General features: G+C 46.0%; 26 protein-coding genes and 1 pseudogene. 12 read left to right on the plus strand and 15 right to left on the minus strand.

The features are described from left to right. Positions 1-133: 133 nt before the first annotated feature. The 5 genes from QUB66_RS19915 to psbN form a co-directional block, all read right to left on the minus strand. Positions 134-1,129, minus strand: a complete 996-nt coding sequence (locus tag QUB66_RS19915; RefSeq protein WP_265234877.1) for a lipase chaperone — start codon at positions 1,127-1,129, stop codon at positions 134-136. A gap of 368 nt (positions 1,130-1,497) precedes the next feature. Continuing rightward, positions 1,498-1,764, minus strand: coding sequence for a hypothetical protein (locus QUB66_RS19920; RefSeq protein ID WP_265234876.1), 267 nt, complete (start codon positions 1,762-1,764; stop codon positions 1,498-1,500). A 164-nt stretch (positions 1,765-1,928) separates the two neighbouring features. Continuing rightward, positions 1,929-2,840: an MBL fold metallo-hydrolase gene (locus QUB66_RS19925; protein WP_265234875.1), complete on the minus strand. Its 912-nt coding sequence runs from the start codon at positions 2,838-2,840 to the stop codon at positions 1,929-1,931. Position 2,841: 1 nt separating this feature from the next. Further along, positions 2,842-3,942: a chorismate synthase gene (gene aroC / locus QUB66_RS19930; RefSeq protein ID WP_265234874.1), complete on the minus strand. Its 1,101-nt coding sequence runs from the start codon at positions 3,940-3,942 to the stop codon at positions 2,842-2,844. A 311-nt stretch (positions 3,943-4,253) separates the two neighbouring features. Beyond that, on the minus strand, positions 4,254-4,385 hold the full coding sequence (gene psbN, locus QUB66_RS19935) for a photosystem II reaction center protein PsbN (RefSeq protein WP_265234872.1): 132 nt from the start codon (positions 4,383-4,385) through the stop codon (positions 4,254-4,256). Positions 4,386-4,596: 211 nt separating this feature from the next. Between psbN and psbH the strand changes: the two genes are divergently transcribed. The 6 genes from psbH (at position 4,597) to QUB66_RS19965 (ending at position 7,206) form a co-directional block, all read left to right on the plus strand. Beyond that, on the plus strand, positions 4,597-4,800 hold the full coding sequence (gene psbH / locus QUB66_RS19940; protein ID WP_006633692.1) for a photosystem II reaction center phosphoprotein PsbH: 204 nt from the start codon (positions 4,597-4,599) through the stop codon (positions 4,798-4,800). 147 nt (positions 4,801-4,947) lie between these two features. Then, positions 4,948-5,205 carry a TatA/E family twin arginine-targeting protein translocase gene (locus tag QUB66_RS19945; RefSeq protein ID WP_265234871.1) on the plus strand — a complete coding sequence of 86 codons (258 nt, stop codon included), beginning with the start codon at positions 4,948-4,950 and terminating at the stop codon, positions 5,203-5,205. Next, on the plus strand, positions 5,206-5,868 hold the full coding sequence (gene pth / locus QUB66_RS19950) for an aminoacyl-tRNA hydrolase (protein ID WP_332969439.1): 663 nt from the start codon (positions 5,206-5,208) through the stop codon (positions 5,866-5,868). Beyond that, positions 5,865-6,131, plus strand: a complete 267-nt coding sequence (locus QUB66_RS19955; RefSeq protein ID WP_332969438.1) for a DUF3146 family protein — start codon at positions 5,865-5,867, stop codon at positions 6,129-6,131. The genes pth and QUB66_RS19955 overlap by 4 nt, the downstream gene beginning before the upstream one ends. Before the next feature lie 262 nt (positions 6,132-6,393). Continuing rightward, positions 6,394-6,762, plus strand: a complete 369-nt coding sequence (locus tag QUB66_RS19960; RefSeq protein WP_332969436.1) for a type II toxin-antitoxin system RelE/ParE family toxin — start codon at positions 6,394-6,396, stop codon at positions 6,760-6,762. A gap of 114 nt (positions 6,763-6,876) precedes the next feature. After that, a complete protein-coding gene (locus QUB66_RS19965; protein WP_332969435.1) occupies positions 6,877-7,206 on the plus strand; it encodes a helix-turn-helix domain-containing protein in 330 nt (109 codons plus the stop codon). On the opposite strand, the gene QUB66_RS19970 is transcribed toward QUB66_RS19965, so the two are convergent. Next, positions 7,168-7,488: an S-layer protein gene (locus QUB66_RS19970; RefSeq protein ID WP_332969434.1), complete on the minus strand. Its 321-nt coding sequence runs from the start codon at positions 7,486-7,488 to the stop codon at positions 7,168-7,170. The two genes, QUB66_RS19965 and QUB66_RS19970, sit on opposite strands and share 39 nt — an antisense overlap. Before the next feature lie 56 nt (positions 7,489-7,544). Between QUB66_RS19970 and QUB66_RS19975 the strand changes: the two genes are divergently transcribed. Beyond that, positions 7,545-9,368 carry a bifunctional serine/threonine-protein kinase/formylglycine-generating enzyme family protein gene (locus QUB66_RS19975; protein ID WP_332969432.1) on the plus strand — a complete coding sequence of 608 codons (1,824 nt, stop codon included), beginning with the start codon at positions 7,545-7,547 and terminating at the stop codon, positions 9,366-9,368. Between the two features lie 287 nt (positions 9,369-9,655). Further along, positions 9,656-10,120 (plus strand): DUF29 domain-containing protein, encoded by a 465-nt coding sequence (locus tag QUB66_RS19980; protein WP_332969430.1) that lies wholly within the window; start codon positions 9,656-9,658, stop codon positions 10,118-10,120. A gap of 62 nt (positions 10,121-10,182) precedes the next feature. On the opposite strand, the gene QUB66_RS19985 is transcribed toward QUB66_RS19980, so the two are convergent. Then, positions 10,183-11,010: a CPBP family intramembrane glutamic endopeptidase gene (locus QUB66_RS19985; RefSeq protein ID WP_332969428.1), complete on the minus strand. Its 828-nt coding sequence runs from the start codon at positions 11,008-11,010 to the stop codon at positions 10,183-10,185. A 436-nt stretch (positions 11,011-11,446) separates the two neighbouring features. On the opposite strand from QUB66_RS19985, the gene QUB66_RS19990 reads away from it, so the two are divergent. Next, positions 11,447-12,898, plus strand: a complete 1,452-nt coding sequence (locus QUB66_RS19990; protein WP_332969427.1) for a GTP-binding protein — start codon at positions 11,447-11,449, stop codon at positions 12,896-12,898. Between the two features lie 317 nt (positions 12,899-13,215). On the opposite strand, the gene QUB66_RS19995 is transcribed toward QUB66_RS19990, so the two are convergent. Next, complete coding sequence (locus tag QUB66_RS19995; protein ID WP_265234861.1) at positions 13,216-14,913, minus strand: mechanosensitive ion channel; 1,698 nt, start codon at positions 14,911-14,913, stop codon at positions 13,216-13,218. A gap of 77 nt (positions 14,914-14,990) precedes the next feature. Between QUB66_RS19995 and QUB66_RS20000 the strand changes: the two genes are divergently transcribed. Beyond that, the gene (locus tag QUB66_RS20000) at positions 14,991-15,455 is read left to right on the plus strand and encodes an SRPBCC family protein (protein ID WP_265234860.1); all 465 of its coding nucleotides are present in this window, start codon (positions 14,991-14,993) and stop codon (positions 15,453-15,455) included. A 149-nt stretch (positions 15,456-15,604) separates the two neighbouring features. Here the strand turns inward: QUB66_RS20000 and QUB66_RS20005 are convergent, their stop codons facing one another. Beyond that, positions 15,605-16,282, minus strand: coding sequence for an alpha/beta hydrolase (locus tag QUB66_RS20005; protein ID WP_332969425.1), 678 nt, complete (start codon positions 16,280-16,282; stop codon positions 15,605-15,607). A gap of 160 nt (positions 16,283-16,442) precedes the next feature. Here QUB66_RS20005 and QUB66_RS20010 point away from each other — a divergent pair, with 160 nt between their 5' ends. Beyond that, on the plus strand, positions 16,443-16,598 hold the full coding sequence (locus QUB66_RS20010; protein ID WP_265234858.1) for a hypothetical protein: 156 nt from the start codon (positions 16,443-16,445) through the stop codon (positions 16,596-16,598). Here QUB66_RS20010 and QUB66_RS20015 read toward each other — a convergent pair. The 6 genes from QUB66_RS20015 to QUB66_RS20040 all read right to left on the minus strand — a co-directional run bounded on the left by QUB66_RS20015 (position 16,569) and on the right by QUB66_RS20040 (position 23,914). Then, positions 16,569-17,390, minus strand: a complete 822-nt coding sequence (locus tag QUB66_RS20015; protein WP_265234857.1) for a SirB1 family protein — start codon at positions 17,388-17,390, stop codon at positions 16,569-16,571. The genes QUB66_RS20010 and QUB66_RS20015 overlap by 30 nt on opposite strands. Before the next feature lie 167 nt (positions 17,391-17,557). Beyond that, positions 17,558-19,465: a DNA mismatch repair endonuclease MutL gene (mutL, locus tag QUB66_RS20020; RefSeq protein WP_332969422.1), complete on the minus strand. Its 1,908-nt coding sequence runs from the start codon at positions 19,463-19,465 to the stop codon at positions 17,558-17,560. 101 nt (positions 19,466-19,566) lie between these two features. Further along, positions 19,567-20,676, minus strand: coding sequence for an ATP-binding protein (locus tag QUB66_RS20025; RefSeq protein WP_265234855.1), 1,110 nt, complete (start codon positions 20,674-20,676; stop codon positions 19,567-19,569). Positions 20,677-21,009: 333 nt separating this feature from the next. Then, a complete protein-coding gene (locus QUB66_RS20030; protein ID WP_332969420.1) occupies positions 21,010-22,224 on the minus strand; it encodes a beta-ketoacyl-ACP synthase in 1,215 nt (404 codons plus the stop codon). A gap of 144 nt (positions 22,225-22,368) precedes the next feature. Continuing rightward, positions 22,369-23,169: a peptidylprolyl isomerase gene (locus QUB66_RS20035; RefSeq protein WP_332974432.1), complete on the minus strand. Its 801-nt coding sequence runs from the start codon at positions 23,167-23,169 to the stop codon at positions 22,369-22,371. 178 nt (positions 23,170-23,347) lie between these two features. After that, positions 23,348-23,914, minus strand: coding sequence for a photosystem I assembly protein Ycf4 (locus QUB66_RS20040; RefSeq protein ID WP_265234852.1), 567 nt, complete (start codon positions 23,912-23,914; stop codon positions 23,348-23,350). A 200-nt stretch (positions 23,915-24,114) separates the two neighbouring features. Between QUB66_RS20040 and QUB66_RS20045 the strand changes: the two are divergent. Continuing rightward, positions 24,115-24,539, plus strand: a pseudogene (locus tag QUB66_RS20045) (photosystem II D2 protein (photosystem q(a) protein)); the annotation flags it as partial.

Consider the following 24,539-nt stretch of genomic DNA (forward strand, 5'->3'; position numbering starts at 1 on the left):
TGATTTTTCTGCTAGCGGCGATAACTGAAGCCGTAATTGCTTCAACATCGTGCTTGTCCCAAAAGAGTTTAGCCGATCGAGCCACTGCTCGATCGGCTAAACTCTTTTGTGGGGCAGTCACGCCCGCAGCCCTTTAAATGTGGAAGTGATACAAAATGCTGCCATCGTCTTTAATTTCGCAATTGGCATTAAAGACTTCAGCTTGTTGGTTCAAAAAACGCTGAGCGACATCCGGCGACAGCCGCGTCTCCATCGCAAACCGCACCAGAGTGATTTCGCCGCTGCCTTCTTTGATCAGTCGGTACAAAGCACTTTGGAGTCTTTCGCTCTCTTCTCGCTGAAAAGCTGATTTGTTCTGCCAATCAGCCACCGAAGGAATCAAACCGCGGCTCACCAAAATCGCCAACAGCAGGCCAACTCCCACAATTAGAGGCACAGTCGGATCGCTCGTGGGCGTCGCCACAATTTGCGGCGCCGTAGCGGCGGCAAAACTGCTCACCATTTCTTTTTCTGACGCTTGCGTATCCGCCATTGCCAGTTGAGTTTTGTTGTATACGTCTTGCTGAAGCTTCATTTGCTGCAACAGGCGAGCGCGCTCTCTTTCGTATTGGTCGAGTTTTTGCTGAGCTTGTTTGAGGTCTTGAGTGACTTGTGCCAAGCGTTGGTTGAGCGACTGATTGACTGATTGCCACCGATATCTATTAATCAGGCGGCTTTTTTCAACCATGCCCTTCATCAACATATCCGCCGTTTGCACTGCTTGATCCCGATCAAGCGAGCGATACCCAACAGCAATCTGTAGAGGTTCTTCCGGCTTAGAAATCTTGACGCTAGCATTTTGTCGAATTTGCTGAGGCGACAGCTTAACTGCATCTGCCACTGCTTTGACAACATTATCTGCCAGCAAAACATCGGGAGTGAGTTGCTCTCCCTGCTTGAGAATTGTCGCGCCCGTACTCGAAAATTTTACTGGCGGATTATTAGAAGTCAGAGTGCCTTGGGCCAGGAATCCCGGCAGCGGAGCTAGGCGGTAGGCTAATGCCCCTGAAATACCCATAATTACAGCAAAACTGCCTAGGGCAATCCATCTGTACTGATTTGATGAAGATCTAAAACGTAAATTTCCCATTTTGATAGTCAAGTCATAACATTCACTTTGCTGTTGCAGCTAGTCCCAAACCAAAGAGCGATGGTTTCTTTCTTTTGAATGAAATTGACTGCGAAAAAATCACTCAAATTGTAGCGAAAAGCTCTCAGATCGGCTTTTCAGAGTTGCAAATATTCATGTTTCCAAAAAAGCACCTAACTTGTGTTTTTTCCTAACTGTAACCTCAGCTTTTTTGTTTAGGAATTACTCAAAAAATTGCAGGTATGACGATGATCAAGCCAAGTCTGTTGCCATCAGGGGAGCCTCGTGCGAGAGTGAAATCTTGCGGAGCCTCGCCGTGTTTGTTGACACTTAAAACTTTCACTTTTTCGCCTGCTGCAATCCTTCAATTATTTTACTTCTTGCTGTGCGTTTTGCGGAAGCGATCGCGCGGGTGCGTTGTTGCTCGATCCTGCGATCGCCCGCAGGTTGTACGGCACTTCGCTCTCATCTGAGATGCCCTCAAACTCGATACTTCTTCTGACGGCACATTCAAACCGATCGCAATTACGCTCAACGAAGCCATCAAGCCCGCAGGATCGATCGGCTAAACTCCCGATCGCGATTAACCAACTGCTAATTTTGCCGATATTCTCAAATAAGAGCGGGTAAAACAATCAAAAAAAACTTAAATATTCTTCCTAAAAAGTTACTAGCCCAGAATTATACCACGCACTAACAGTAATTGCTAAAAATAAAAAAGTTGTGGAGCAGGCCGCAAGACCTGCTCCACATCAAATGATGGTTTGACAAAGATACGATTGATCGTACCGACGAAAGTTCAGAAGCCGATCGGCAAAATAAGACCCTCGCGGGCCATGACAGCCTTGGGAAAAGCGATTTGTACCTCTTCGGCGATGCGATCGAGAAAATCGTCAGTATGAGCCGGATCATGGTGAAAAATCACCACCCGTTTCACCCGCGCTTCCTTAGCCATTCTCACCGCTTCCTGCCAAGTCGAGTGTCCCCAACCCACCTTCGGAGACTTGGGATTGTGATATTCCTCGTCGGTGTACATCGCATCGTAGATCAGCACGTCAGCATCGAGGGCTAGATTATAAATATTCTCATCTAGGCGATCGGGAAAATGTTCAGTATCCGAACAGTAAACAACAGAACGTCCCTGCCAAGTCACCCGATATCCCATCGCAGTATTCGGGTGATTAAGAGAACCAGTCCTAATCTCAATATCATCCAGCATCATCGTCTGGTTGTGATTGATCTCGTGAAAATTCAAATCTGCCGGCAAACCCATAAGCGGCACCGGCGAATTCGAGTGCAGAACCCGTTCGACGAAGTGCCGTTTCAGACAATCTCCATCCGGCGGAATCGCCCCATAAATATCAAACCTATTGCCGCGGATAAAAGCTGGGGCGAACAGCGGGAAACCTTGAATGTGATCCCAGTGGTAGTGAGTAAAAAACATATAAGCTTGTATCGGCATTTCTTGCATCAACTGGTCTCCCAGCATCCGCAAGCCAGTTCCGCCGTCAAAAATTAAGCGTTTTCCACCGACTCGCATTTCCAAACAAGAAGTATTTCCGCCGTAGCGAACAGTTTCCGATCCTGGTGTCGGAACACTGCCCCGGACGCCCCAGAACTGTACTACAAAATCATCTATACCTTTTATTGCTTCGGAGGGTTGAGGGCAATCAACGGGATTTGCCACTACAGAGGACAAGCTGATTTCCATTTTAAAATTCAGACTTTAAGGTTCCACATTGTCCGTGATGGCGCAGCAGATGGTCGCACAACACTAAAGCTACCATTGCTTCGACCATTGGCACAGCTCTTGGTAAAACGCAAGCATCGTGCCGTCCTTTGGCTGCTAGCAGTGTTGCTTCACCCTCTCGGGTCACAGTGCGCTGCTGCTGCCGAATTGTCGCAGTTGGCTTGAAAGCCGCCCGCAGAATGATATTTTCACCGTTAGCAATGCCACCCTGAATTCCACCGGAGCGATTCGTTACTGTGCGAATTTCTCCTTGTTCATCAGTATAGTATTCATCATTGTGTTCGCTGCCCTTGAGCAGAGTCCCGGCAAAGCCCGAACCAATTTCAAAGCCTTTGCTAGCGGGTAAGGACATGATCGCTTTGGCTAAGTCGGCTTCGAGTTTGTCGAATACGGGCATTCCCAGGCCTTTGGGTACGTTGCGGGCGACGCATTCGACTACGCCGCCGATCGAATCTCCGCTGTCGCGAACTTTTTCGATTAGTTCAATCATTCTTTCGGCGCAGTCGGCATCGGGACAGCGGACAATGTTGCTTTCTACTTGTTCTAAGGTAACAGTGTCTGGGTCGGCGACGCATTCTAAGTCTTTGATGCGTTTAACGTAGCCGACTATTTCTACGCCTGCGGCTTGGAAGAGAATTTTTTTGGCGATCGCCCCTGCTGCTACTCTACCAATAGTTTCCCTCGCCGAACTTCGACCTCCGCCTTGCCAGTTGCGAATTCCGTACTTAGCATCGTAGGTAGCGTCGGCGTGGGAAGGGCGGTAAGTTGTGGCCATTTCGCCGTAATCTTGAGGGCGAGTGTCTTGATTGCGGACTAAAATTGCGATCGGAGTTCCCAGAGTTTTGCCTTCAAACACGCCCGACAGAATTTCGCAGGTATCAGCTTCTTTGCGGGGCGTGGTAATTTTGCTTTGTCCGGGGCGGCGGCGATCGAGTTCCGCTTGAATTTCCGAAGCGTCGATCGCAACCAGGGGCGGACAACCGTCAATGACTACCCCGACACCACCGCCGTGAGATTCCCCAAATGTCGAAATCCGAAATAGATGCCCGAAGCTATTGCCCATAATGCTTTTCCCTGAAAATTGATATTTTTTACGTTAACTGGAAGATAGATTTTTTAAATTAAATATAGATTTAGGGTATTTCTGAAGAATATAGCATTGACTGGGGGCTTTCGGTCGATCGCAGCACAGAAGTTCGATCGCATCCCGGTAGCAGAATATCTACGAGGGACAGGGGAGAGGAGGGAATTGCCAGAAGAGGAAAACTGTGAAAATCTCTTCTTCCCTCTTTCTGACATCAGTTACATCCGCTGCCGAACATCCATCCATCCGTTACATCCGTTACAAAATCCGCTGCCGAACTTTCTTCTTTTTTAGTCTTCGTGTTCTTCAAAAGGATCTCTTAATTCCTTAGCGGGAGGGCCAAAAGCCGTGTAGATCGAGAAGCCGGTGATTGCCACCAGACAGATACCGAGAGAAATGCCGAGAACTGCTGCTGGTTCCATATTTGCGATCGATTATGAGTGATCCCCTCTATAATATTACAAAAAATAACAATCCGTCTAAAAGTCTAGTGATTTTAGGCGCAGTACGGTAAGGCAGCCGAGCCCACTCCCGCTGTTCTCAGTCCCCCTGCCGCATTTCTGAGAAATTGCGATCGCAATTAGCGGTGGAAGTATGTCAAACTTTTCTGTAGAGATTCATTGTAGGTGACTTATGGCACAGCGGACTTGGTTAGGAGATATACTCAAACCCCTTAACTCAGAATACGGCAAGGTAGCCCCAGGTTGGGGAACCACCCTGTTGATGAGCGTTTTCATCGGATTGTTTTTCGTGTTCTTGTTGATTATTTTGCAAATCTACAACTCTTCTCTGATTCTAGAGAATGTGGATGTTGATTGGTCGAGTCTCGGCCGCTAGAATTTGAGCGAAAATTAAGGCTAACAGTAAAAGCTGAGGGTGGAGGAGAAATGGTAAAAGCTAAGTTTTCCCATTTTCCCTTGCCCTTTCCCGTTAGTCCCTCGTAATTAAATGCTAACTAATTAAACAAATTACCGGAGACAAAAAATGAATATTTTTGGCATTGGTTTGCCGGAAATGGCAGTGATTTTTACCATCGCCCTGTTGGTATTCGGCCCAAAAAAGTTGCCAGAAATTGGTCGGAGTTTCGGGAAAGCACTTCGGGGTTTTCAAGATGCTTCGCGGGATTTTGAGTCGGAGTTTACGCGGGAAACCAAGCAGCTAGAAGAAGCAGTAGCAACTACCAAAAAGCCGGAACCAGAAAAACTCGCGGCTGCTGCTAAGGAAGATAGCACAAACAGTTAGATGAACAACACTCAGAAATCGGAAACACCAGCGGAGTTAGTAATTCCCCAGCTAATTGTGGGTTTGGGGAATCCTGAACCAAAGTACGATCGCACGCGACACAATATCGGCTTTAATGCAGTAGATGCCTTCGCTAAATCTTGGCAAATTTCCCTGTCAGAAAACCGCAAATTTCAAGGAATATTTGGCGAGGGAAATCGGCCGCGGGGACAGAAAATCCGCTTGCTGAAACCGCTGACGTACATGAACCTGTCTGGCCAATCGATTCGGGCGGCCACAGATTGGTACAAAATACCTCCACAGTCCGTATTAGTAGTATACGACGATATGGATTTGCCGATCGGCAAAATGAGAATCCGGCTAGCAGGTTCAGCCGGCGGGCACAACGGCATGAAATCAACAATTTCTCATTTAGGTACAGACAAATTTCCCCGGTTGCGGATTGGCATCGGCAAACCTCAAAACGATCCTGCTAAAAACGACAAAGATACGATTTCCTTCGTATTAGGAAAATTTTCCTCAGAGGAAAGTCAATTAGTAGAAAAAATGCTTAAATTAGTTGTAGAAGCTGTGGAACTTAGCCTCCATCAGGGAGTAGAAAAAGCCATGAGTCTTTACAACAATCGTACCATTGCAGAAACAAGCGCGGAAACAAAAAGGTGAGTTCGAGACGTTTGCCGGAAACTACAGCCCATGTCCGAGTTACGGGTCAATCTTGGCTAAAAGGCACGATTGAAGGTGAAGTGACTGCCGGCAATTTTGAGTGGCAGTTTCAGTGGCGTTTTCGGGATGTAAAAACACTAATCCTTGAGCCTTCTCAGGGTAGGGCATTGATTCAAGAACCGCTGCACCGTTTTCTGGAAAAATGGGATTATCAGCTTGAACCAGGGGGGGATTATTCCTTTACCGTTAGGGCTCAGTTTTAATATTCATATTTATTTGGGAATATAGCAATCCTAAATGATTTTCTGTAGGGAGACGGCAGTGCCGTGTCCGGGAGACGGCACTGCCGTGTCCCTACAGATGGATTTTGGGGAAATCACATTTATGTTCGCGGTAAGGATAATGATTTAGGATTGCTATAACTCTTGACACTTTATGCTAAATCTAGCATAATAGAATCGTAGCTTATAAAAAACAGGAATCTCTTTATGTTCACCAATAAATTTTGCATAAAATACTCTAAAAATGACACAGCCATCACTCAAAACTGTTGTATGGATGGGAAGCTCTCTGAAAGATTTTCGAGAATTTCCTGAAGAGGTACATGACATCATGGGCTATGCTCTATATCTAGCACAAACAGGAGATAAATACGAATCTGCTAAACCTCTCAAAGGATTTGGAAGTGCCAAAGTTTTGGAAATTACCGATGACCATGATGGGGATACCTATAGAGCCGTTTACACGGTAAAATTTGCAGATACCGTGTATGTTTTGCACGCTTTTCAGAAAAAGTCAAAAAAAGGAATTGCTACACCACAACAGGATATTACGTTAATCCAAGAAAGGCTAAAACGAGCTCAAGAACATTACGAAGAGTTCAAGAGTAAGTAGCGGTGAAAGTAAGTAGTGATAGCAGTTGCTTATATTTCTAAATAAGCTGGAAATTGACGACTGTTTATCACTACTTTTGTAGAGATAACCAAGACAAAATAAAAGGGGATAATCATGAGTAAAGAGATCGATATTCAAGTTAGTAGTGGTAATATATTTGCGGATTTGGGTATGCCTAATGCGGATGAAATGCTCATGAAGGCTGAACTGGTGCGCCAGATAAATCAGATAATTACTCAAAGGAAACTGAATCAACTTCAAGCAGCAGAAGTATTAGGAATTGACCAGCCCAAAGTTTCAGCTTTGATGAGAGGGAAATTGACAGGTTTTTCTACAGAAAGGTTGTTTCGGTTTTTAAATGCTTTAGGGTGCGATGTGCAAATTGTGGTGAAGCCAAAGCTAAAATCACCTGCGATTCCTGGAATTAGTGTTGTCAGTATCTGATGTCGGAAACACAGGCGCAGTTGCTTCTCGGTAAGCGCCGCAATAATAAATCGTCAAAACTGCTTTGTAAGCCCAGTGATTTGATGGCACATCGGTAAAAGGATTTGGCAAAGTTTCCGCGCGATTGAGCACGCAAGCATCGAGGATTTGTTCGCGGGTTGGCTGGACTTGAACTAAAGAGTTATTTGGCTTTACTCGTGCAGGACTTTGTGCTTGTGCGCGAGATGAACAACAGGCACTAACTAGCAGTACAAATGCGGCAACGATTCTGAATTTAAGCATCTCATTACTTTTTGTGCGACAATATATCCTAACTTCCACTGCATTCCCTGAAAACTATGCCGAGTCCTATTCTCCGCAATCGTTATCAAATTATCAAATACTTGTCCGAAGGCGGTTTTGGCCACACCTACCTCGCTAAAGATTTAGATTTACCCGGACAGCCCCACTGCGTCGTCAAACATCTTAAACCGAAACACGCTGACCCTGAAAACCCTGACCCTAACCTTTTACCACTTGCTAAACGCTTCTTCGACACAGAAGCCCAAACGCTGCATAAATTGGGTAAGCTGCATGACCAAATTCCCACGCTTTCCGCTCACTTTGAGGAAAAGGGGGAATTTTATTTGGTGCAAGATTTTATCCCAGGGCATGACCTTACTGAAGAAATAATTACAGGTAAAAAATTAAGCGAATCCTATACTATTAAATTATTGCACGAAATCTTAGAAATTTTAGCGATTGTTCATCGGCAAAATGTGATTCATCGCGACTTAAAACCTGCTAATTTAATGCGTCGCCAAGATGGTAAAATTATCTTGATTGACTTTGGGGCTGTCAAGGAAATTAGCGCAATGGTTGTTAATGCTCAAGGGCAAACTAGCTTAACTATTGGGATTGGTAGTAAGGGTTATATGCCGAGCGAACAAGCGAACGGGAGACCTAAACTTGCCAGTGATATTCATGCAGTGGGGATGATTGGGATTCAAGCATTGACTGGTCAACGTCCTGATACCTTACCACGAGATCCGCAGACAGGAGAAGTAATTTGGCGAAATCAGGCGCAAGTTAGCAATAACTTAGGGAATATTTTAGATAAAATGGTGCGCGACCATTTCAGTCAGCGTTATCAAAATGCAGAGGTCGCATTGCAAGCAATTTTATCTTTGTTGCCTGTAATTTCAATTAATAAAACAAGGCGGAATTTATTAAAATTAGTCGGTTTTGCTGGACTAGGGTTGGTCGGTGTAGTTGTGAGTCAAAGTTTGGGGAACAACTCCTCTCAAACTCCAACGCCAAAAATATCGTCAAATTCCCTAAAAAAAGTTCAATTTGAAACGGTGACAGTGAATTCAAGGGGGGAAATCACCAAGCGCAGCCAAAGTCAAGCACAGGTTTTTACAGAAACAATCGCCAAGGGCATTACTTTAGAGATGATGGCAATTCCGGGCGACAGTTTCGTCATGGGTTCCCCGAATACGGAAGCAGGACGAATTGAAAATGAAGAGCCGCAGCGTACTGTTAATGTACCCCCCTTTTTTATGGGAAAAAATGAAGTGACTCAGGCTCAATGGCGTGCTGTGGCAGGTTTGGCAAAAGTCAAGATTGACCTCAAGGCTAATCCTTCTAATTTTAAAGGTGATGATTTGCCTGTTGAGCAAGTAAGTTGGGATGAGGCTATAGAATTCTGTGCTAGGTTATCTCAACTTACTGGACGCAATTATAGACTCCCTAGCGAGGCCGAATGGGAATATGCTTGTCGGGCAGGAACGACGACACCTTTTTATTTTGGGGAGACTATTACCCCGGATTTAGTTAATTATAACTGGAATTATCCCTATGCTTCTGCACCGAAGGGAACCTATCCTGCAAAAACAACTGCTGTGGGTAGTTTTCCGCCTAATGCCTTTGGACTTTATGATATGCACGGGAACGTCTGGGAATGGTGTCAAGATATTTGGCGCGCAAATTATAACGGTGCGCCGACTGATGGTAGTGCTTGGGAAAGTGGTGAAGATAGTGGAAGGCGGCTCTTGCGCGGTGGTTCGTTCGTCAACAATTCGAGGCTTTGCCGTTCTGCTTCTAGCCACAGCAATGGGCAGGACTGGGGCGATTACGGCAAGGGTTTTCGGGTTGTGTGTGTGGCTGCATGGACTTCTTAGCCATTTACTCTTTTGCCCTTTTGCTCTTTTCCCTTCTTTCTTTTTCCCTTTTTTGGTCACCAGAGGCGACTCGATTTATTTTTTGGCACTCGTGGATGCACTCCCGACAAAGAAACCGGGTTTTTTACTTAATCTGTGGAGTACAGCGAAGGATATCGTCAAAAAACCCGGTTTCTGGCCACCTGTGCGTAAGTCTTGTTTGGGAAAATCGCTGTCACTAGGGAATTTACAAACTTGAGTTTTTTAAGCTATCATAATCACTATCGGTTATTATTAGATTGATAACAATGCTTGAACCTCTCTATGAAAAAGATTTTCAAATCTGGATTGATTCAACAATTCAGTATCTAAGAAATGGTCAATTTGAATCCCTTGATATTGAACATCTGATTGAGGAATTAAATAGTTTTGGTAAATCCGAGCAGAATGCACTAAAAAGTAATTTAATGATATTGTTAGCTCACTTGCTAAAGGTGAAGGTACAATTTGATGCTCCAGATACTATGAAAATGAGTTGGTATAATTCAATTATTGAACATCGCCAGCGAGTTTTAAGCAGTTTAGAAGATACACCTTCTTTAAAAAGTTTTCTGGTTCAAGCAATTGAGAAAGCCTATCCTCAAGCTTGTAAGTTAGCAATTAAGGAAAGTAAATTTGCTGCTTTGGGGGTGCGAATTCCTGATGATAGTGAATATCCTAATGTTTGTCCATTTTCTCTTGAGCAGATATTAGATGATAATTTTTATGGTTAGTTGTAGGGTGTGTCGCCTGCGATAAATTCGGGCGGGCACGCACCATCCACCGCCCCTACGAGCTACAAACCTTTGGACTGTTCCGACATCTGCCGCATTCCCACAGCCAACACGCTCAAAAACAAAAGCCCGATCGCCCCAGCCAACGGATTGCCGTTAACTCCAGTCACCCAATCCGGGACAGAGCCAGAATATCGTACTAACTCACCGACGTTAATTATATAGTATCCCCAGACTAAACCTGCATGAAGCCCGATCGACAAACCCAATCGATTTTGACAGTTGCGCTTTGCCAAAACCAGTATCAAACCCAACAACAACAAGCCCGGAAACTGAGGCCAAGTCCGCAACATCGCCGCCACAGGTTTGATAAAATGAGATAGAGCAAATACCAGGCTATTCGCCCGCACAGAAATTTGATTGTTGTAATCCCGCTGCAACTCGTCGAGCAACCAACCCCGGAATACCAACTCCTCCGCAAAACCCACTCCCAGGGCGCTTAATAGCCCTTCTGCGATGATTCGAGGCAAATTATTAGAATTTTGCCATGAGACAAAACCGAACAGTCCTTGCACTAAAAATAGGGTGAAAGTGATCGAAAGCCCGATCGCCAATCCAGTCAAAAGTTCAAAACCGTTTTGTCGCGTATTGACTAAACCGTAACTTTTGAGTAATTGCGTTTGTCCGTAAACCTGTTTTCCCCAGCGCGGCACTAGGAACAGAAATTCGACAAACAACAATCCCATTGTCAGAATAGTTGCGAGGTTCCTATCTTTAACTAAGAGATAAATTGGGGCGGCGACGGGCAGCCAGATTGCTGCTAAGATTAAGAGAAAAATTATTATTCGTAATAGAAATGGATACTTTGCTATTTTGTTGGTGTTAATCATTATTGTTGTAAATTAAATGGATTTGACATGACATTTTTATGGGCATAACATTGCTCGCTGGTGTAAACTTAATGTCAAACTTATTCATATACTTCTGTTTGCTGCCGAGGCCAGATCCCCCCTAGCCCCCCTTAAAAAGGGGGGGACAAGATTCTGATCAAAGTCCCCCTTCTTAAGGGGGATTTAGGGGGATCTGGCCTAGGCTATTAACGAACTTAAGAAGGGGGGAACCGGAAACACTCAAAGTCCCCCTTCTTAAGGGGGATTTAGGGGGATCTGGCCTCGGCTATTAACGACAGATACAAGGGTTGTCAGGTTTAAGTTGACACTCACGAGCATTATCCCGTCCCCAATGTACAAAGCCCACATAAAAAGCTAGAATAGCATCATATCGGTTAAAACTTTAAGCAAAGCAAAGCTATAACATCAGGTAACAATGACTGAAGTATCGGATTTCTCAAATGTCGATCGCGAATTAGACGACACAATATTAAGTTTCGCAGACATTCAAGCAGAACTCAACCTGCGCCGTGCTAAAGATGCTCTGCGAGATATAGTAGAAAATCTCGACTTAACACCACAAGAGCGAACTGGACTGGAGCCGGAAATTGGCGGCTTGGAAACCATGCTGGACAAGCTAGAGCGCGCTTGCGTACAAATCGCTGTGTTTGGGATGGTAGGAAGGGGGAAATCTTCGGTTTTAAACGCGCTACTCGGTCAAAATGTGTTTGAAACAGGCCCTACTCACGGGGTGACTCGTACCACAACTATTGGCCAGTGGGATGTCGGAGATGGTGTTGATGACGGTTTACCCGATAGACTTTCGCCAGTTATTTACCGTTTATCGCAAGTAGAATTAATCGATACTCCGGGAATAGATGAAGTTGACGGCGAAACTCGCGAACTTTTAGCCCGCCGCGTCGCTAAACAAGCCGATTTGATATTGTTTGTAGTTGCTGGCGACATTACGAAAGTGGAATATCAAGCACTTTCGCAGTTGCGGGAAGCCGGAAAACCGATGTTATTAGTCTTTAATAAAATTGACCAGTATCCCGATGCAGATAGACTGGCAATTTATCATAAAATTCGCGACGATCGCGTGAGAGAATTGTTATCTCCCGATGAAATTGTGATGTCCGCGGCTTCACCTTTGACAGCGCAGGCGGTGCGCCGTCCCGATGGCAGTATGGGAGTCAAAATGACGCGCAGTTTGCCACAAGTGCAAGATTTAAAATTAAAGATTTTGGAGATTTTAGACCGCGAAGGCAAGTCTTTGGTGGCGCTGAATACGATGCTCTGTGCGGGAGATATTAATGAGCAGTTAGTACAGCGAAAAATGGAAATTCGAGATGATGCTGCTAATCGCATTATCTGGAATGGCGTAATGACTAAAGCTGTGGCGATCGCCCTAAATCCAGTTACTGTAGTTGATATTCTTAGCGGTGCGGTAATTGATGTGGTGATGATATTAACTTTATCTAAAGTTTACGGCATTGCGATGACAGAAGCGGGGGCGGTGGAGTTGCTGCAAAAGATTGCGATTAGTATGGGGGGAATTACTGCGGGCGAATTGTTGGCTAATTTGGGCTTAAGTTCTTTGAAAGGATTGTTGGGTTTGGCGACACCGGCGACGGGAGGTTTGGCTTTGGGGCCTTATATTTCTGTGGCTGTGACTCAAGCTGCAATTGCTGGGGTTTCTTGCTACGGAATCGGTCAAGTTACTAAGGCTTATTTGGCTAATGGTGCTTCTTGGGGAGATGATGGGCCGAAGGCTGTGGTGAGCAAGATTTTGTCTTCTTTGGATGAGGATTCTATTTTAAATCGGATTAAGGATGAGTTGCGGGCTAAGTTGAATTTGGGGAGTGGGGAAAAACATCAATCTCATTGATTGTTTTGGGACTTGCTTGTTTTTAATAATCTGTTTATGGGCGGGCTATAATCCCACCCCACAAGGCAATTGATTTGTCGTTATACTTGGAAAAATTTAGGCTTCAGTTAACAAGACTCGGCGGTTGAAACCGCGTCTACACAAACGAAGTCTGCCTCCGCCGACTAAAGAAAATAACGTGATTTTAACCACTCACTCTTCAACCTGCGGAGGCAGGTTTTGTCTGTCTAGATGCGGTTTCAACCGCCGTCTCAACTGGCAATGAAATTAACCATAAAAAAATGGCGTTTGTACTTGACAAACGCCATTTTATAGAGTTACAAACGCGGCGTTTTATCTTGTTTAAACGACGCTAACCATTCGCGAAGTTCGTTGGCCGCAATGTCGCGCCCACCCAAACCAAAGGCTAGAGCAATTCCAACTGCGATCGCCCCCAGCAACAGCCCGAAAGCCAAATTCACAATATCGCTGCCAATGCCCATCTGTTGCAGCGCTAATGCCGCCACAAAAGCAATAATCGCGATGCGAGCCGTTTGGCCCAACAACCGCGCTTGGCGAGTTCCAGAACTAGCAATCAAACTAAAGGCCAGGTTCGCCAAATACAAGCCGATCGCAAATACGACCAAACCGGCCAGCACTCTACCTGCAACCAGCACAATACCGCTGACAATCGCTGTCAGCGCTGGAATCCTCAGCACATCGGTAGCAGCCACCACCGCAAACAGGAGGATGCCCACCTGCACCACAATGCCGACAAACTCCGAAGGCGTGCGCGCAGGAAGTTCCGGTTCCTGAAGAATCGTTGCTTCAGGATCGATCGAACTAGGCGGTAGTCGCAGCGGCTGTTTCGGCTGCATTCCCAACCAAGAAAAGACATTGTTAAAGCCAATTCCCGTCAAGATATTCGTTACCAAATCGCCGATCCAGCGCCCCAAAATGTAAGCAACGGCCAGAATTATCGCTGCTGTAAAAATGTTGGGAAGCGCGCCCAGAATCGTGTTGAGCATCGCGATTGCCGGCAAGGAAATCGCTTGGATGTCCAAAGCGTTCAAAGCTGCGATCGCCGTGGGAATCAAAATCAACACGTAGACGATCGTACCGATAATCCACGACAGCGATTGTCCGCCCGAACTCCGGGAAATGCCAAACCGAGCGCCCAAACTGTCCGCCCCAGCAGCAGCCAGCAGATTCGTGACAATCCGCTGCACCACTTGAGCCAGCAGCCAGCCGATAAACCCAATCACCAAAGCTTCCAGGATTTTTGGAATTGCCGCCAAAATTTGGTTCAGCAAATTATTAACTGGTAGCAAAGCCTGCTGCAATTCCAGCGATTCGAGAACCGACGGCAAAAACAGCAGAAAAATGAACCAGTACAGCGCATTCGCCAGAGTCTCGCTCAGCAGCAAAGGATTCTCGGTAGGTGCATTCCCCACCTGCTGATTCAAGCGCTCGTCTACGCCAAAACTCCGCATCGCCCGCGATAATGCCAATTTGGCAACTGTCGCCAACACCCAAGCAATCCCCAGAAAAATTAGGGCTTTGGCTAACTTAGGCAAAGCACCGGCAATTTGATTGAGAAATGTATTGAGGGGTTGCGAGACAGCCGTTAGATTCAGCCGGTTGAAAAAGGCAACTAGGAAAAAGATAAAAATGATCCAGAATACCGCACCGGAAATCCATTTTTCCACTTGCGGGGAGCCTTCTCCTTCCGGGCGGCCAGTAATCCAACCAGCCAGTCGGTTGTCGATCGTCGTCTTCTTGAGCAATCCCCCAACTAGGGATGAGACGAGGGCTGATACGATCAAGCCAATTAGCAGGATACCGATCGCCCAGATCAGATTCTCAATGTTTGAACCCACCACAAAATTGTTAATTCCGCGTTCGGCATCTGCCAGCGGATTCGTGGCTGCCGGGGCCTGTGCTAAAATTCGTAGCGTAGCGGGGCGTAAGCCATCGGACAAAGCCACCATTGGGCCCGATATCGGTTGAGTTATTTCTTGCCAAGTTTGATTCATTTTTTTCTCAGATTAACGTCAGATTTGACAAACAAGATAAGAAACTGTAAGAATACGCTTCTAGCTTGCAGGTTTCCATGTCAATTCGTCAAGTTTTCGAGCAATCTATTGAAATTCGCGCTGCTGCTACCTTGGTTGAGCGCTGTATAGTCGATCGCACTTTAATGCACAAATGGCTGAATCCCATACTGCGCTGCGATCCTGAAGGCGAATGGGATACTGCTGTGGGAAGTCGCAGCTTATTTATCATAAAAATTCCGGTTTTGCAACCCACTTTAGAGAGCGTGGTGTTGGAGCGACAACCCGGTTTAATTGTGTGGGGGTTCGACGGATTTTTCAAAGGATGCGATCGCTGGGAATGTCAGCCCCAAATCCAAGGAACTCTCTTGATTAACCGCTTTGAATTTCAAATCCCCAATCCTTTAATTAGATTTGGTTTCAATCGCTTTGCAGCTTCTTTGACCAAGAAAGACATGAAAGACCAACTCCGCCGACTCAAACGAGTAGCGGAGCAATTATCGGAAAAAATTAGTAATAGCTAATCGGTAACGGTAATTGGGAATCGGTAATTGGCAATAGTTGAAACCTCAAGATTAATAGAAAAAGCAGCACCAATTCGCAATTAGCAACTCCCAATTTCCAATTCCCAATTCCCGATTTCTGATTTCTTAATTCCAACAATTTCAGTTATTTACTTCCCAGCCCCCGATGATGAATTGGGCTGACAAATCATTTGTCTTGCTTGACCTGCCGTATTTTGCAAAGCTGGGGAATTCTGATATAAAGCCTGCATATCTTGCAAATCTTTGATGACTCGCTGATAGATGGCCACCGCTTGATTGCCATTCACTTCTAAAGCAGCAGGCCCGTAATTTTGAATCACTTCGATCAGCGATATTTTGCCATCTTTGGAAGCTGCGAGTAAGGCATCGCGCAGTGCCGGCGCGCTTTGCAGCCTAGTTGTCGGCGTATAAGCAACGTCGCCCAATTCTTTGAAAACAATTTCCCCAAAATAAGTATTTGCCAACCGCGTTACTAATTGGGAATCTAAAGCCACTTCTCGCGTTAATATTTCGCGTACCGAATCGGGACTTTGTTTCGACAAATTCAGAACGCTTTGCAGTTGAGGTGATGCTTTGCCGGTTTGTGCAAAGCTTTGCAAGTCGCTCATCGGTAAAGTTACGTCAACTGCACCGTATTTTACTGTAACATTGTCTAGTGCAAAAGCTTTGCCGCTGTTGAGAAATACTGCACTTGTCGAGATTAAAAGTGCCAAACCTAATGATAAAGACTTTGACATTTTTTTGGTACAATGGGCTGACTGTAGCTGCATTCCGTTGAGATAATTTGGTTGAAACTTAAAGTTCATGGGTTTGTGCCTTTTTACGTCAAAATACTGTTTCGATAGATCGTCTCTGCGGGTACCAGTGGGGAAAGTGGACTCAGGACTTCCGTAAATGACATAATATTTTACAGTCAGGTCGAGCAAATGTAACCTATCAAAAGATAGGTGTTAATCGCTCGGTTATATGTTATACCCAGATTTGCAAGAATTCATCGAGCTTTGCAAAACTTATAAGAGCGATATTGGGCTGTCCAGCAGCAGTTTATCGAGTGTGGCTTGGGATGCGATGTTGTGCGATCGCCCATTTAAGTTAGTTCTGGTCGAGCCTTTCGAGCAATAGGCGAATTCTAGCAGCATCCTCAGCATTCGGAGCATTTGTCAGGTATAGTTCCAAATCGTGGCGCGCCTCCGCCAAGCGCCCCAGTTGATAGTAGAGAATTCCGCGATCGCGCCTTTCCAACAGCGCATCGGGAAACAGCAGCAAAATCCGATCGATCGCCGCGAGAAACCTCATAGCATCACCCTGTTGGAAGTAAATCGCCTTCAAATTCCCCAGCATTCGCCCCAACAACTGCCGCGGACTTACCGGGGCGAGAAAAGCCGGTTGCAACTCCATCGGTTGACCGTAAAGTTGAGAAAGTCTCCCTTGACAATCTTCAGGAAATAGTATTTCGCCACCATTAAACGCATCCACAAAAATCCCAGCATCTTCAAAATCCGGCTTAATTAAAAAATGTCCCGGCATCCCAATCCCCACCATCGGAAAATCAATGCGCTTAGCAACCTCCAAATAAACCAATGATAAAGAGATGGGAATGCCAGTGCGGCGATCGATCACTTGATTCAAAAAGCTATTGCGGGGGTCATAATAATCAACATCGTTGCCGGAAAATTCCAAATCCTCGTACAGATAGCGGTTAATTGTTTGAATGATCCGCAGCGGATAATTCTGTGGCGGGAGGCGATCGCGCACTTGATCGGCGATCGAATCGAGAACATTGAGATACGCTTCCGGCTCTAAATTCGGGTATTCTTCCAAAGCCAGATACAGTGCAGCTTTCGCCAGGTCGATCGAACCATCAGGCTGATTAATTTCTTGATAAAAGAGTTGTCTGGCTCTTGAAAAGTCCATATTAATGATTTATTTGATTTTAATTGACATTTTATCCGAATATCCTGTTGCCCAAAAAAACATTAAAAACATCTCTCTACTCTTCCTCTCTGCGTTCTCTGCGCCCTCTGCGGTTAAAAAAAACAGTTTTGTATGTAACGCGCACCTTACAACATAACTTTTAACTTTCAAATCCCGTGACTTTTACCAATCACCCAACTGCGGCGAAAAATTCGAGCCAGAGTCGATTCTTCCAAAGCAAAATAGATTGGGCGGCCGTGGGGACAAGTGCGCGGATTGCGAGTTTGTTGCCATTCATCCAACAAATTTTGCATTTGCGAAAGACTCAAAGGAGTACCGTTGCGAATAGCGCTGCGACAAGCAGTAGCAACTTGAGCAGCTTGCAAATCTGCAACTTTACTGAGTTCAAAAAGTGCATCAACGCAGTCATCTCGATCGGCTAATGATTCAGGCACTTCCCGCGCCGCCCATAGCTGTTCGCCAAATGTTTCTACCTCCAAACCCAAGCGCGACAAATTCTCGATTTGCAGGGCAGATAATTGACTGAGAATTACTGGTTTTTCGAGAGATTTTAACCGCCAATCAGCGCAGATGCGTTCGTACAAAACGCGCTCGTGAGCGATGTGTTGTTCTATCAACCACATTCCGCTGGAATGTTCGGCCACAATGTAAGTATTGTGAACTTGTGCGATCGCCCTCAGTTCCATCAATCCTATTTTACGACTTTTTGTATCTTGGCACCCTTCATCATTCTGGCGAGCCGAAACCCCTACACTGTAAGCACTTTTCTGTTCCGATGCCTTCAGCAATTGTCCCACGCGATCGGGAATTGGAGGATCTGGCAAAACCTCATCATTCAGGTGCAAAGCCCGATCGATTGCAGCGCCAACTTGTGCTTGCCAAAAACTCGGATCGTGCAGATAAATTTCCACTTTAGCCGGGTGGCGGTTCCAGTCGATTTCCGAGGGGAAGAGTTGTAGGTGAACAAAACACACAGGATAGCGATCGCGCGGACAAGTGCGGGCGAAGGCGCTGAGAATAGTTTGCTCTAATTCGGGCGATCGCACAACCCGCCGATTCACCGCCACCTTAACCCAATCCGGCCGCCTGCGGTGACAGCGATCGGGCAAACCAATTACTAATTCCAAAGACTGGGAATTGGTAACAGATGATTGAGAAGTAGCAGCAGGTAATTGATAATTGTGCTTGCTTGTAGCTCCCACAAGTTGAGTTTCTCGCAAAAAATTTGCTGCTTGCTGATTTTGAGGACTCGCAGGCAAATCTAACTTTAAATATTGTAAATCGCTCGATCGCACACCGCGCACAAATTGAGGCAAAATTTGTGCCGCTGTGCTGGCAGAAGTTACATAAAAACAAGGCGTATTTGCTTGACGCAACTGCCAATTAACGTGCGGGTGACAAATAGCTATTTGCTGAATAATTGATTGGATCGATCGCATTTGCTGTGCCGGCGACAAAAAAGTGCGGCGCACAGGCCAATTGCCAAACAAATTATCCACATTCACCACCGTACCAGGGGCGATCGCCACTGTTTCCAGATCCACAGCAACGCCCGCGTTGTTGTAAACTACCCGCCAGCCCGATCGAGCATTTTCAACTCCACCCTTGTTAAACGATGAATTCTCTACTCCCCCCCTTAACAAGGGGGGGCTGGGGGGAGTTTCCGCAGACTCTCGATTTTCCCAAAAATCCCCCAATCCCAAATCATTCGGCCTGCTCAAAACCTCCAAACAGCCCAACTGAGCCAAACTGTGCAAAGCTTCCCCGCGAAATCCCAAAGTAGCAATTTTGTAAAGGTCAGCTTCCGTGGTAATTTTGCTCGTACTGTGAGGCGAAGCCGCCTGTTGCAAATTTTCCAGATCCATTCCCGTACCATTATCTGCAACTTGCACCCGCCACTGTTCGGGCCAAACAGACACAACGATGCGAGTTGCGCCAGCATCCAGAGAATTTTCAACTAATTCTCGTACCGCAGCGGCGATCGAGTCAATCACTTCGCCGGCGGCAATTAAATTGATAACTTCTGCGGGTAAGGTTTGAATAGTAACTGGCATCAGATTTTTAGCAGTTCGTTAATTAAATTCTACTTGATTCTGCTACTCGCTACACATTATATCTCACGAAAATCGAGAAAAGCCTGATATCTGTCTGCTAATTAAACTTGCTCCGCTTCTGCAATATTTTTCGGCAATCGAATGTAAAAAATCGTCCCTTTTTCATTGTCCGATTCATAGGTAATTTCCCCTTTGTGAGCATCAACGATCGACTTAGCAATCGCCGTTCCCAAGCCAGTACCAGTCCGCTTTCCGTAGGTCACAAACGGTTCAAATAATTTGTCCTGAATTGATGGCGGAATACCTGGGCCGTTATCGTAAATGCTAATTTCTGCCCACTCCTCGGTTTGTGTCACAATAATCTCAACTCGCCCCCCGCGCCCGCCAAAAGCTTCAACAGCATTCCCAACTAGATTTTGCAAAACGCGCAAAATCTTATTTTCGTCCGCTTCCACTATCACTTCTGTCACCCGCAGCACCAAATCTACTTTTGCCGCATCAAAATAAACTCTGTTCAATTTTTCAAACTGCTGCAATGTCTGGATTAAATTGACTGGTTTTTTATTTAATACAGAGTTCCCTCGCGAAAATTCTAATACTTCTTCAGCCATCCCCAACATTCGCTGAACTTGTAATTGAATAAGTTCGCACCACTCCTGAGTTTCCTCATCCGGGTGCATTTCTTTGAGCATTTCGCTGGAGAGTTTAATTCCCGTAAAAGGACTTTTGAAATCGTGAATGATTGTACTCACCATTTCTCCTACTAATACCATTTTTTGTTTGTGTACGAACTGGCTAACATATTGATCTGTCGTAGAACGCAAATTTTTAATAATGAAACTAAACATTTCCAGTACCGAACTGCCTTTAGCAAACTCTAGAGTTGCTATTAGTTCTTCGCGGCATATTTTTGCCAAAGTCGTGCCGCCAAATGCCACAGCTCTAGCACTGCGCGGCTCTCCGTCTAAAACTCCGAGTTCGCCAAAAAAATCGTCTGGCTTAGCGACAGCAATAGTTTGATATTTACCGTTTTCAATCCGCTTGCTAAACTCGACTTCACCTTCTAAAACTAGATATAAAAAATCGGCTGTTTCTCCTTCTTCAAAAACTAGCGTTTCCTCAGCAAAACTCTCCAATACAGCTATTTGACACAGGTGAGCAGCTTGCAGAGGTTCAAAATAAGACATAAATCGATGAGATGCCAGATCCATGAGATGATACCTAATGCTTAATTTAAACAGTTTCTTTTTTCTATTTTCGCCGATCGGCATCGATGCGTTGATAAAATACAATACTGCTTGAATCTAGCTCTATGTTTTGGCATCCCTGGCCGGGAAAGGGCGATCGCCGGAATGTAGAGCCAGACTCAGACAGCAGCAGCAATCTCGCGCAAATTCTTAATTAATTGACTAAAATCCATAAATATGGTAATATTTGTGAGATTTTAATTGGATGTGCGATCGAGTTCAGCGGCGAGCATGACAAGATTTTAACTTTAGAAAGAGCGCACAATTTAAATGCCGATCGCCTTTCATTGCCAAAAATTAACGATCGCCAGATAAGACAACCGCAGCATTCTGCCCGCCAAAGCCAAAACTCAAACAAACCGCATTTCTCACAATAGTTGATCGGGCACAGCGCACAAAATCTAACTCAAACCCAGGTTTTTTCATACCAGCGCAAGGTGGCAACATTTGGTATTTAATGCCCATCAAACAAAAAGCCACGCCCAAAGCACCCGAAGCCCCCAAAGTATGACCAGTAGCCCCCTTAGTCGAACTAACAGCAACTCCTTGCTGAAACAATTGCTGAATTAACAGTGCTTCATGTCGGTCATTTAAATCAGTTGCAGTACCATGAGCATGAATAAAATCTATATCAACCGCCGATAAATTGCTGCGTTTCAAACATTGAGTTACCGCCGCGATCGCACTTTTCCCACCCAACTCCGGCGCAGTAGCATAACAAGCATCATTTGTAAACCCAAAACCAGAAATTCGACCATAAATTTTAGCGCCACGACGGCTTGCCAACTCAGCCGATTCTAATACAAATAAAGCCCCGCCTTCGCCGAGCACCAAGCCTTCCCGATGTTCGTCAAACGGATAGCAGCCCGTGTTTGCCAAAGCACCCATCCGGCTAAATCCAGCCAGAGTCAGCGGTGTAATTGGGGCTTCCACAGCACCGGCGATCGCCCGCTGACACTCACCGGTGCGGATCAAATCAACAGCGCGGGCGATCGACTGTAGGCCCGTCGCACAAGCAGCCATCGGTGCGAATACAGGCCCCATCGAGCCAATTGCCCTCGCCGCTGCGATCGCCCCCATGTGAGGCAAAAAATCCACAAATCGAGAATCGGGAATTAGTAATTGGGAATTGGGCATTGAGAATTCCCTTCCCTCTTCCTTCTTCCCTCTTCCTTCTTCCCTCTTCCTTCTTCCCTCTTCCTTCTTCCTTCTTTCTTCCCTAGCCAACTGTTCCAAATTTGCCTGAAAGCCGCGGCTAGAGCCGATCGCAATTCCGCAATCAGGCAAAGGCAAAGTCAAATCAGCATCTTGCAAAGCATCTGCCAAAACCTGCCGAATTAAAGTTATTAAATCAGCAGGTTTTGTACCAACCAAAGCCAAAAGCTGCGGTTCAAGTTCTAAAAAAGGTTGATGCTTCCGAATGCCACAATTCCCAGACAACAGTTGTTTCCAGCTATTTTCTAAATTACCTAAAGCTGAAACAAGACCAATTCCCGTAACCACAACATCCATAAATAGAAAGCTTGCTTTCGGCAGAAAGTAGAAAACAGAAAGCAGTTGTGTGTCTACTAACTACTAACTACTAACTACTAACTACTGTCAACTAACTACTAACTACTGTCAACTAACTACTGACTACTGACTACTGACTACTGACTAATTAACAGGTTTAAAATTTTCCAAACCCTGAGTAACAGTAGCCTTTTCAATGCGATCGCCCGCTTGAATCTGATCGACTACATCCATCCCTTGCTTCACGTAGCCAAAAACCGCATAACTACCGTCCAAAAACGGCACATCGGTCAAAGTAAAGTAAAACTGAGAAGAAGCCGAATCAGGACTTTGCGATCGAGCCATAGCCACAGCCCCGCGAGTGTGCATTAACACGGGTTTCTGGGCAACCCCAGCTTCTTGTAGCGTTTGGCTGTAAGTCGGGTTTGCAGCACCTTTAGCTTTAATTTCCAGAGGAATCCTGCGTTCTGTAGAAGTTTTCGGGTCAATAAAACCGCCAGTTCCGAGCCGCGCCGTAGGGAATTTAGGGTCTTTACCCTGGGGGTCGCCGCCCTGAACTACAAAAGGCTGAGGTTCCCGCACGACTCGGTGAAATACCAGCCCGTCGTATACTCCTTTCTGAACCAAATCGACAAAATTGCCGGCAGTAATTGGGGCATTTGTGCCGTCAAGTTCGATCGTAATCGGAGCACCTTTGACGATCATCACCACCGTTGCTTTTCCGGTCAAGCGGGCCAAATTGCTAAATTGCGAACCAGCCGCCACAGCAGCAGTCGGAGACGCAGACGGAGACGGAGATGGAGACAAAGAAATACTTTCACCCGATGCCGGATTTGGTGTTGGAGTTGAGTTTGCAGCAGGGGAACTACCGCATCCCCCGACAAATAGCGCACCAACTATTAAAAGTGAGAAGAACCACCGCTGAATTTTGATTTGCATTTGCATTTTTATTTTCACTTTGACTCAACATAAGGTGCAGCCGTGCACCCTAGATTTATCGATTTACCGGGGATAATGTGCACGGCGTACATACTTTAGATTTATCGATTTGGTGCGCGGCCGCGCACCCTACAAGACATTACCAATCGAAAATCGAAAATCGAAAATCGAAAATCGAAAATCCCTAAAGTCCTTCTAGGGGAACTTGCAAAAATCGAGCCAATTCGGCAGCTTGATTTTCCACATCAGACAAAGAAATCGGCTGTCCGACTCTAGTCAGGGGAAACTGACGGCGGTCTTTGAGCTTAAGATAAATACTGCGGCGGGGATTGAGACCTTCTTTAATATCGACCCGCACAGATTGCACGTCCGATGTCTGGCAAGTAAAATCAATTTTGCGGTTTTTGCCGGGAAATCCCCAGCGAAAGATCCGAATGTTACCTGTTTTGCGATCGAACTCATTGTATCCGCCACCGACATCCCACAGAATAGTCAGCCACAGGTAAAGCGCCAACAGCACGCCGCAGACACCGTAGAAACCCATCGCGATGCCTTGGGGGATGAAAATGAGCTTAGTCGGGTCAGAAAAAGGCAGCAAGTTCACGTGCAAGTAGCTGGAAATGCCCGACAGCAGGAAACCAGTGCCTCCAATGGTGACAATCGTCCCCCACCAGAAATTGCTGAAGCGACGAGAGCCCAAAACCTGGTAGCGCAGGACAGAATCGATCGAGGTCATTGTTTTTGCAGTCATAATAAACAGCCTTAAAGCCAAATTTTAATTCAACTAGCCCACCTGTGCGTCACAATTCGCCTGGCGATCGCGACTAGCCGATCGCGATTCTGTATCAACTCCTGCCGTTTTAGTTGAAAATTAATGAACTTATAATATATAGTTATGTTAACTTTAATTAGAAACCTTGGTCTTTTAACAAGCAAGAGGATTTAAGAGCTATGACAATCGCAGTCGGACGCGCCCAGACCGAACGAGGCATCTTTGATGTACTCGACGACTGGCTCAAGCGCGATCGCTTCGTCTTCGTAGGCTGGTCTGGCATCCTGCTATTCCCCTGCGCCTACCTATCCATCGGTGGCTGGCTAACAGGCACCACCTTCGTTACCTCCTGGTACACCCACGGTTTGGCAAGCTCCTACCTCGAAGGAGCCAACTTCCTCACCGTCGCAGTATCCACCCCAGCCAACAGCCTCGGACACTCCCTGCTGTTCCTGTGGGGCCCCGAAGCACAGTGGGACTTCACCCGCTGGTTCCAACTCGGTGGCCTGTGGACATTTGTCGCCCTCCACGGCGCCTTCGCACTGATCGGCTTCTGCCTGCGTCAGATCGAAATTGCCCGTTTAGTCGGCATCCGTCCCTACAA

It is taken from the genome of Microcoleus sp. A2-C3 (genome assembly GCF_036706065.1).
GTDB lineage: Bacteria > Cyanobacteriota > Cyanobacteriia > Cyanobacteriales > Microcoleaceae > Microcoleus.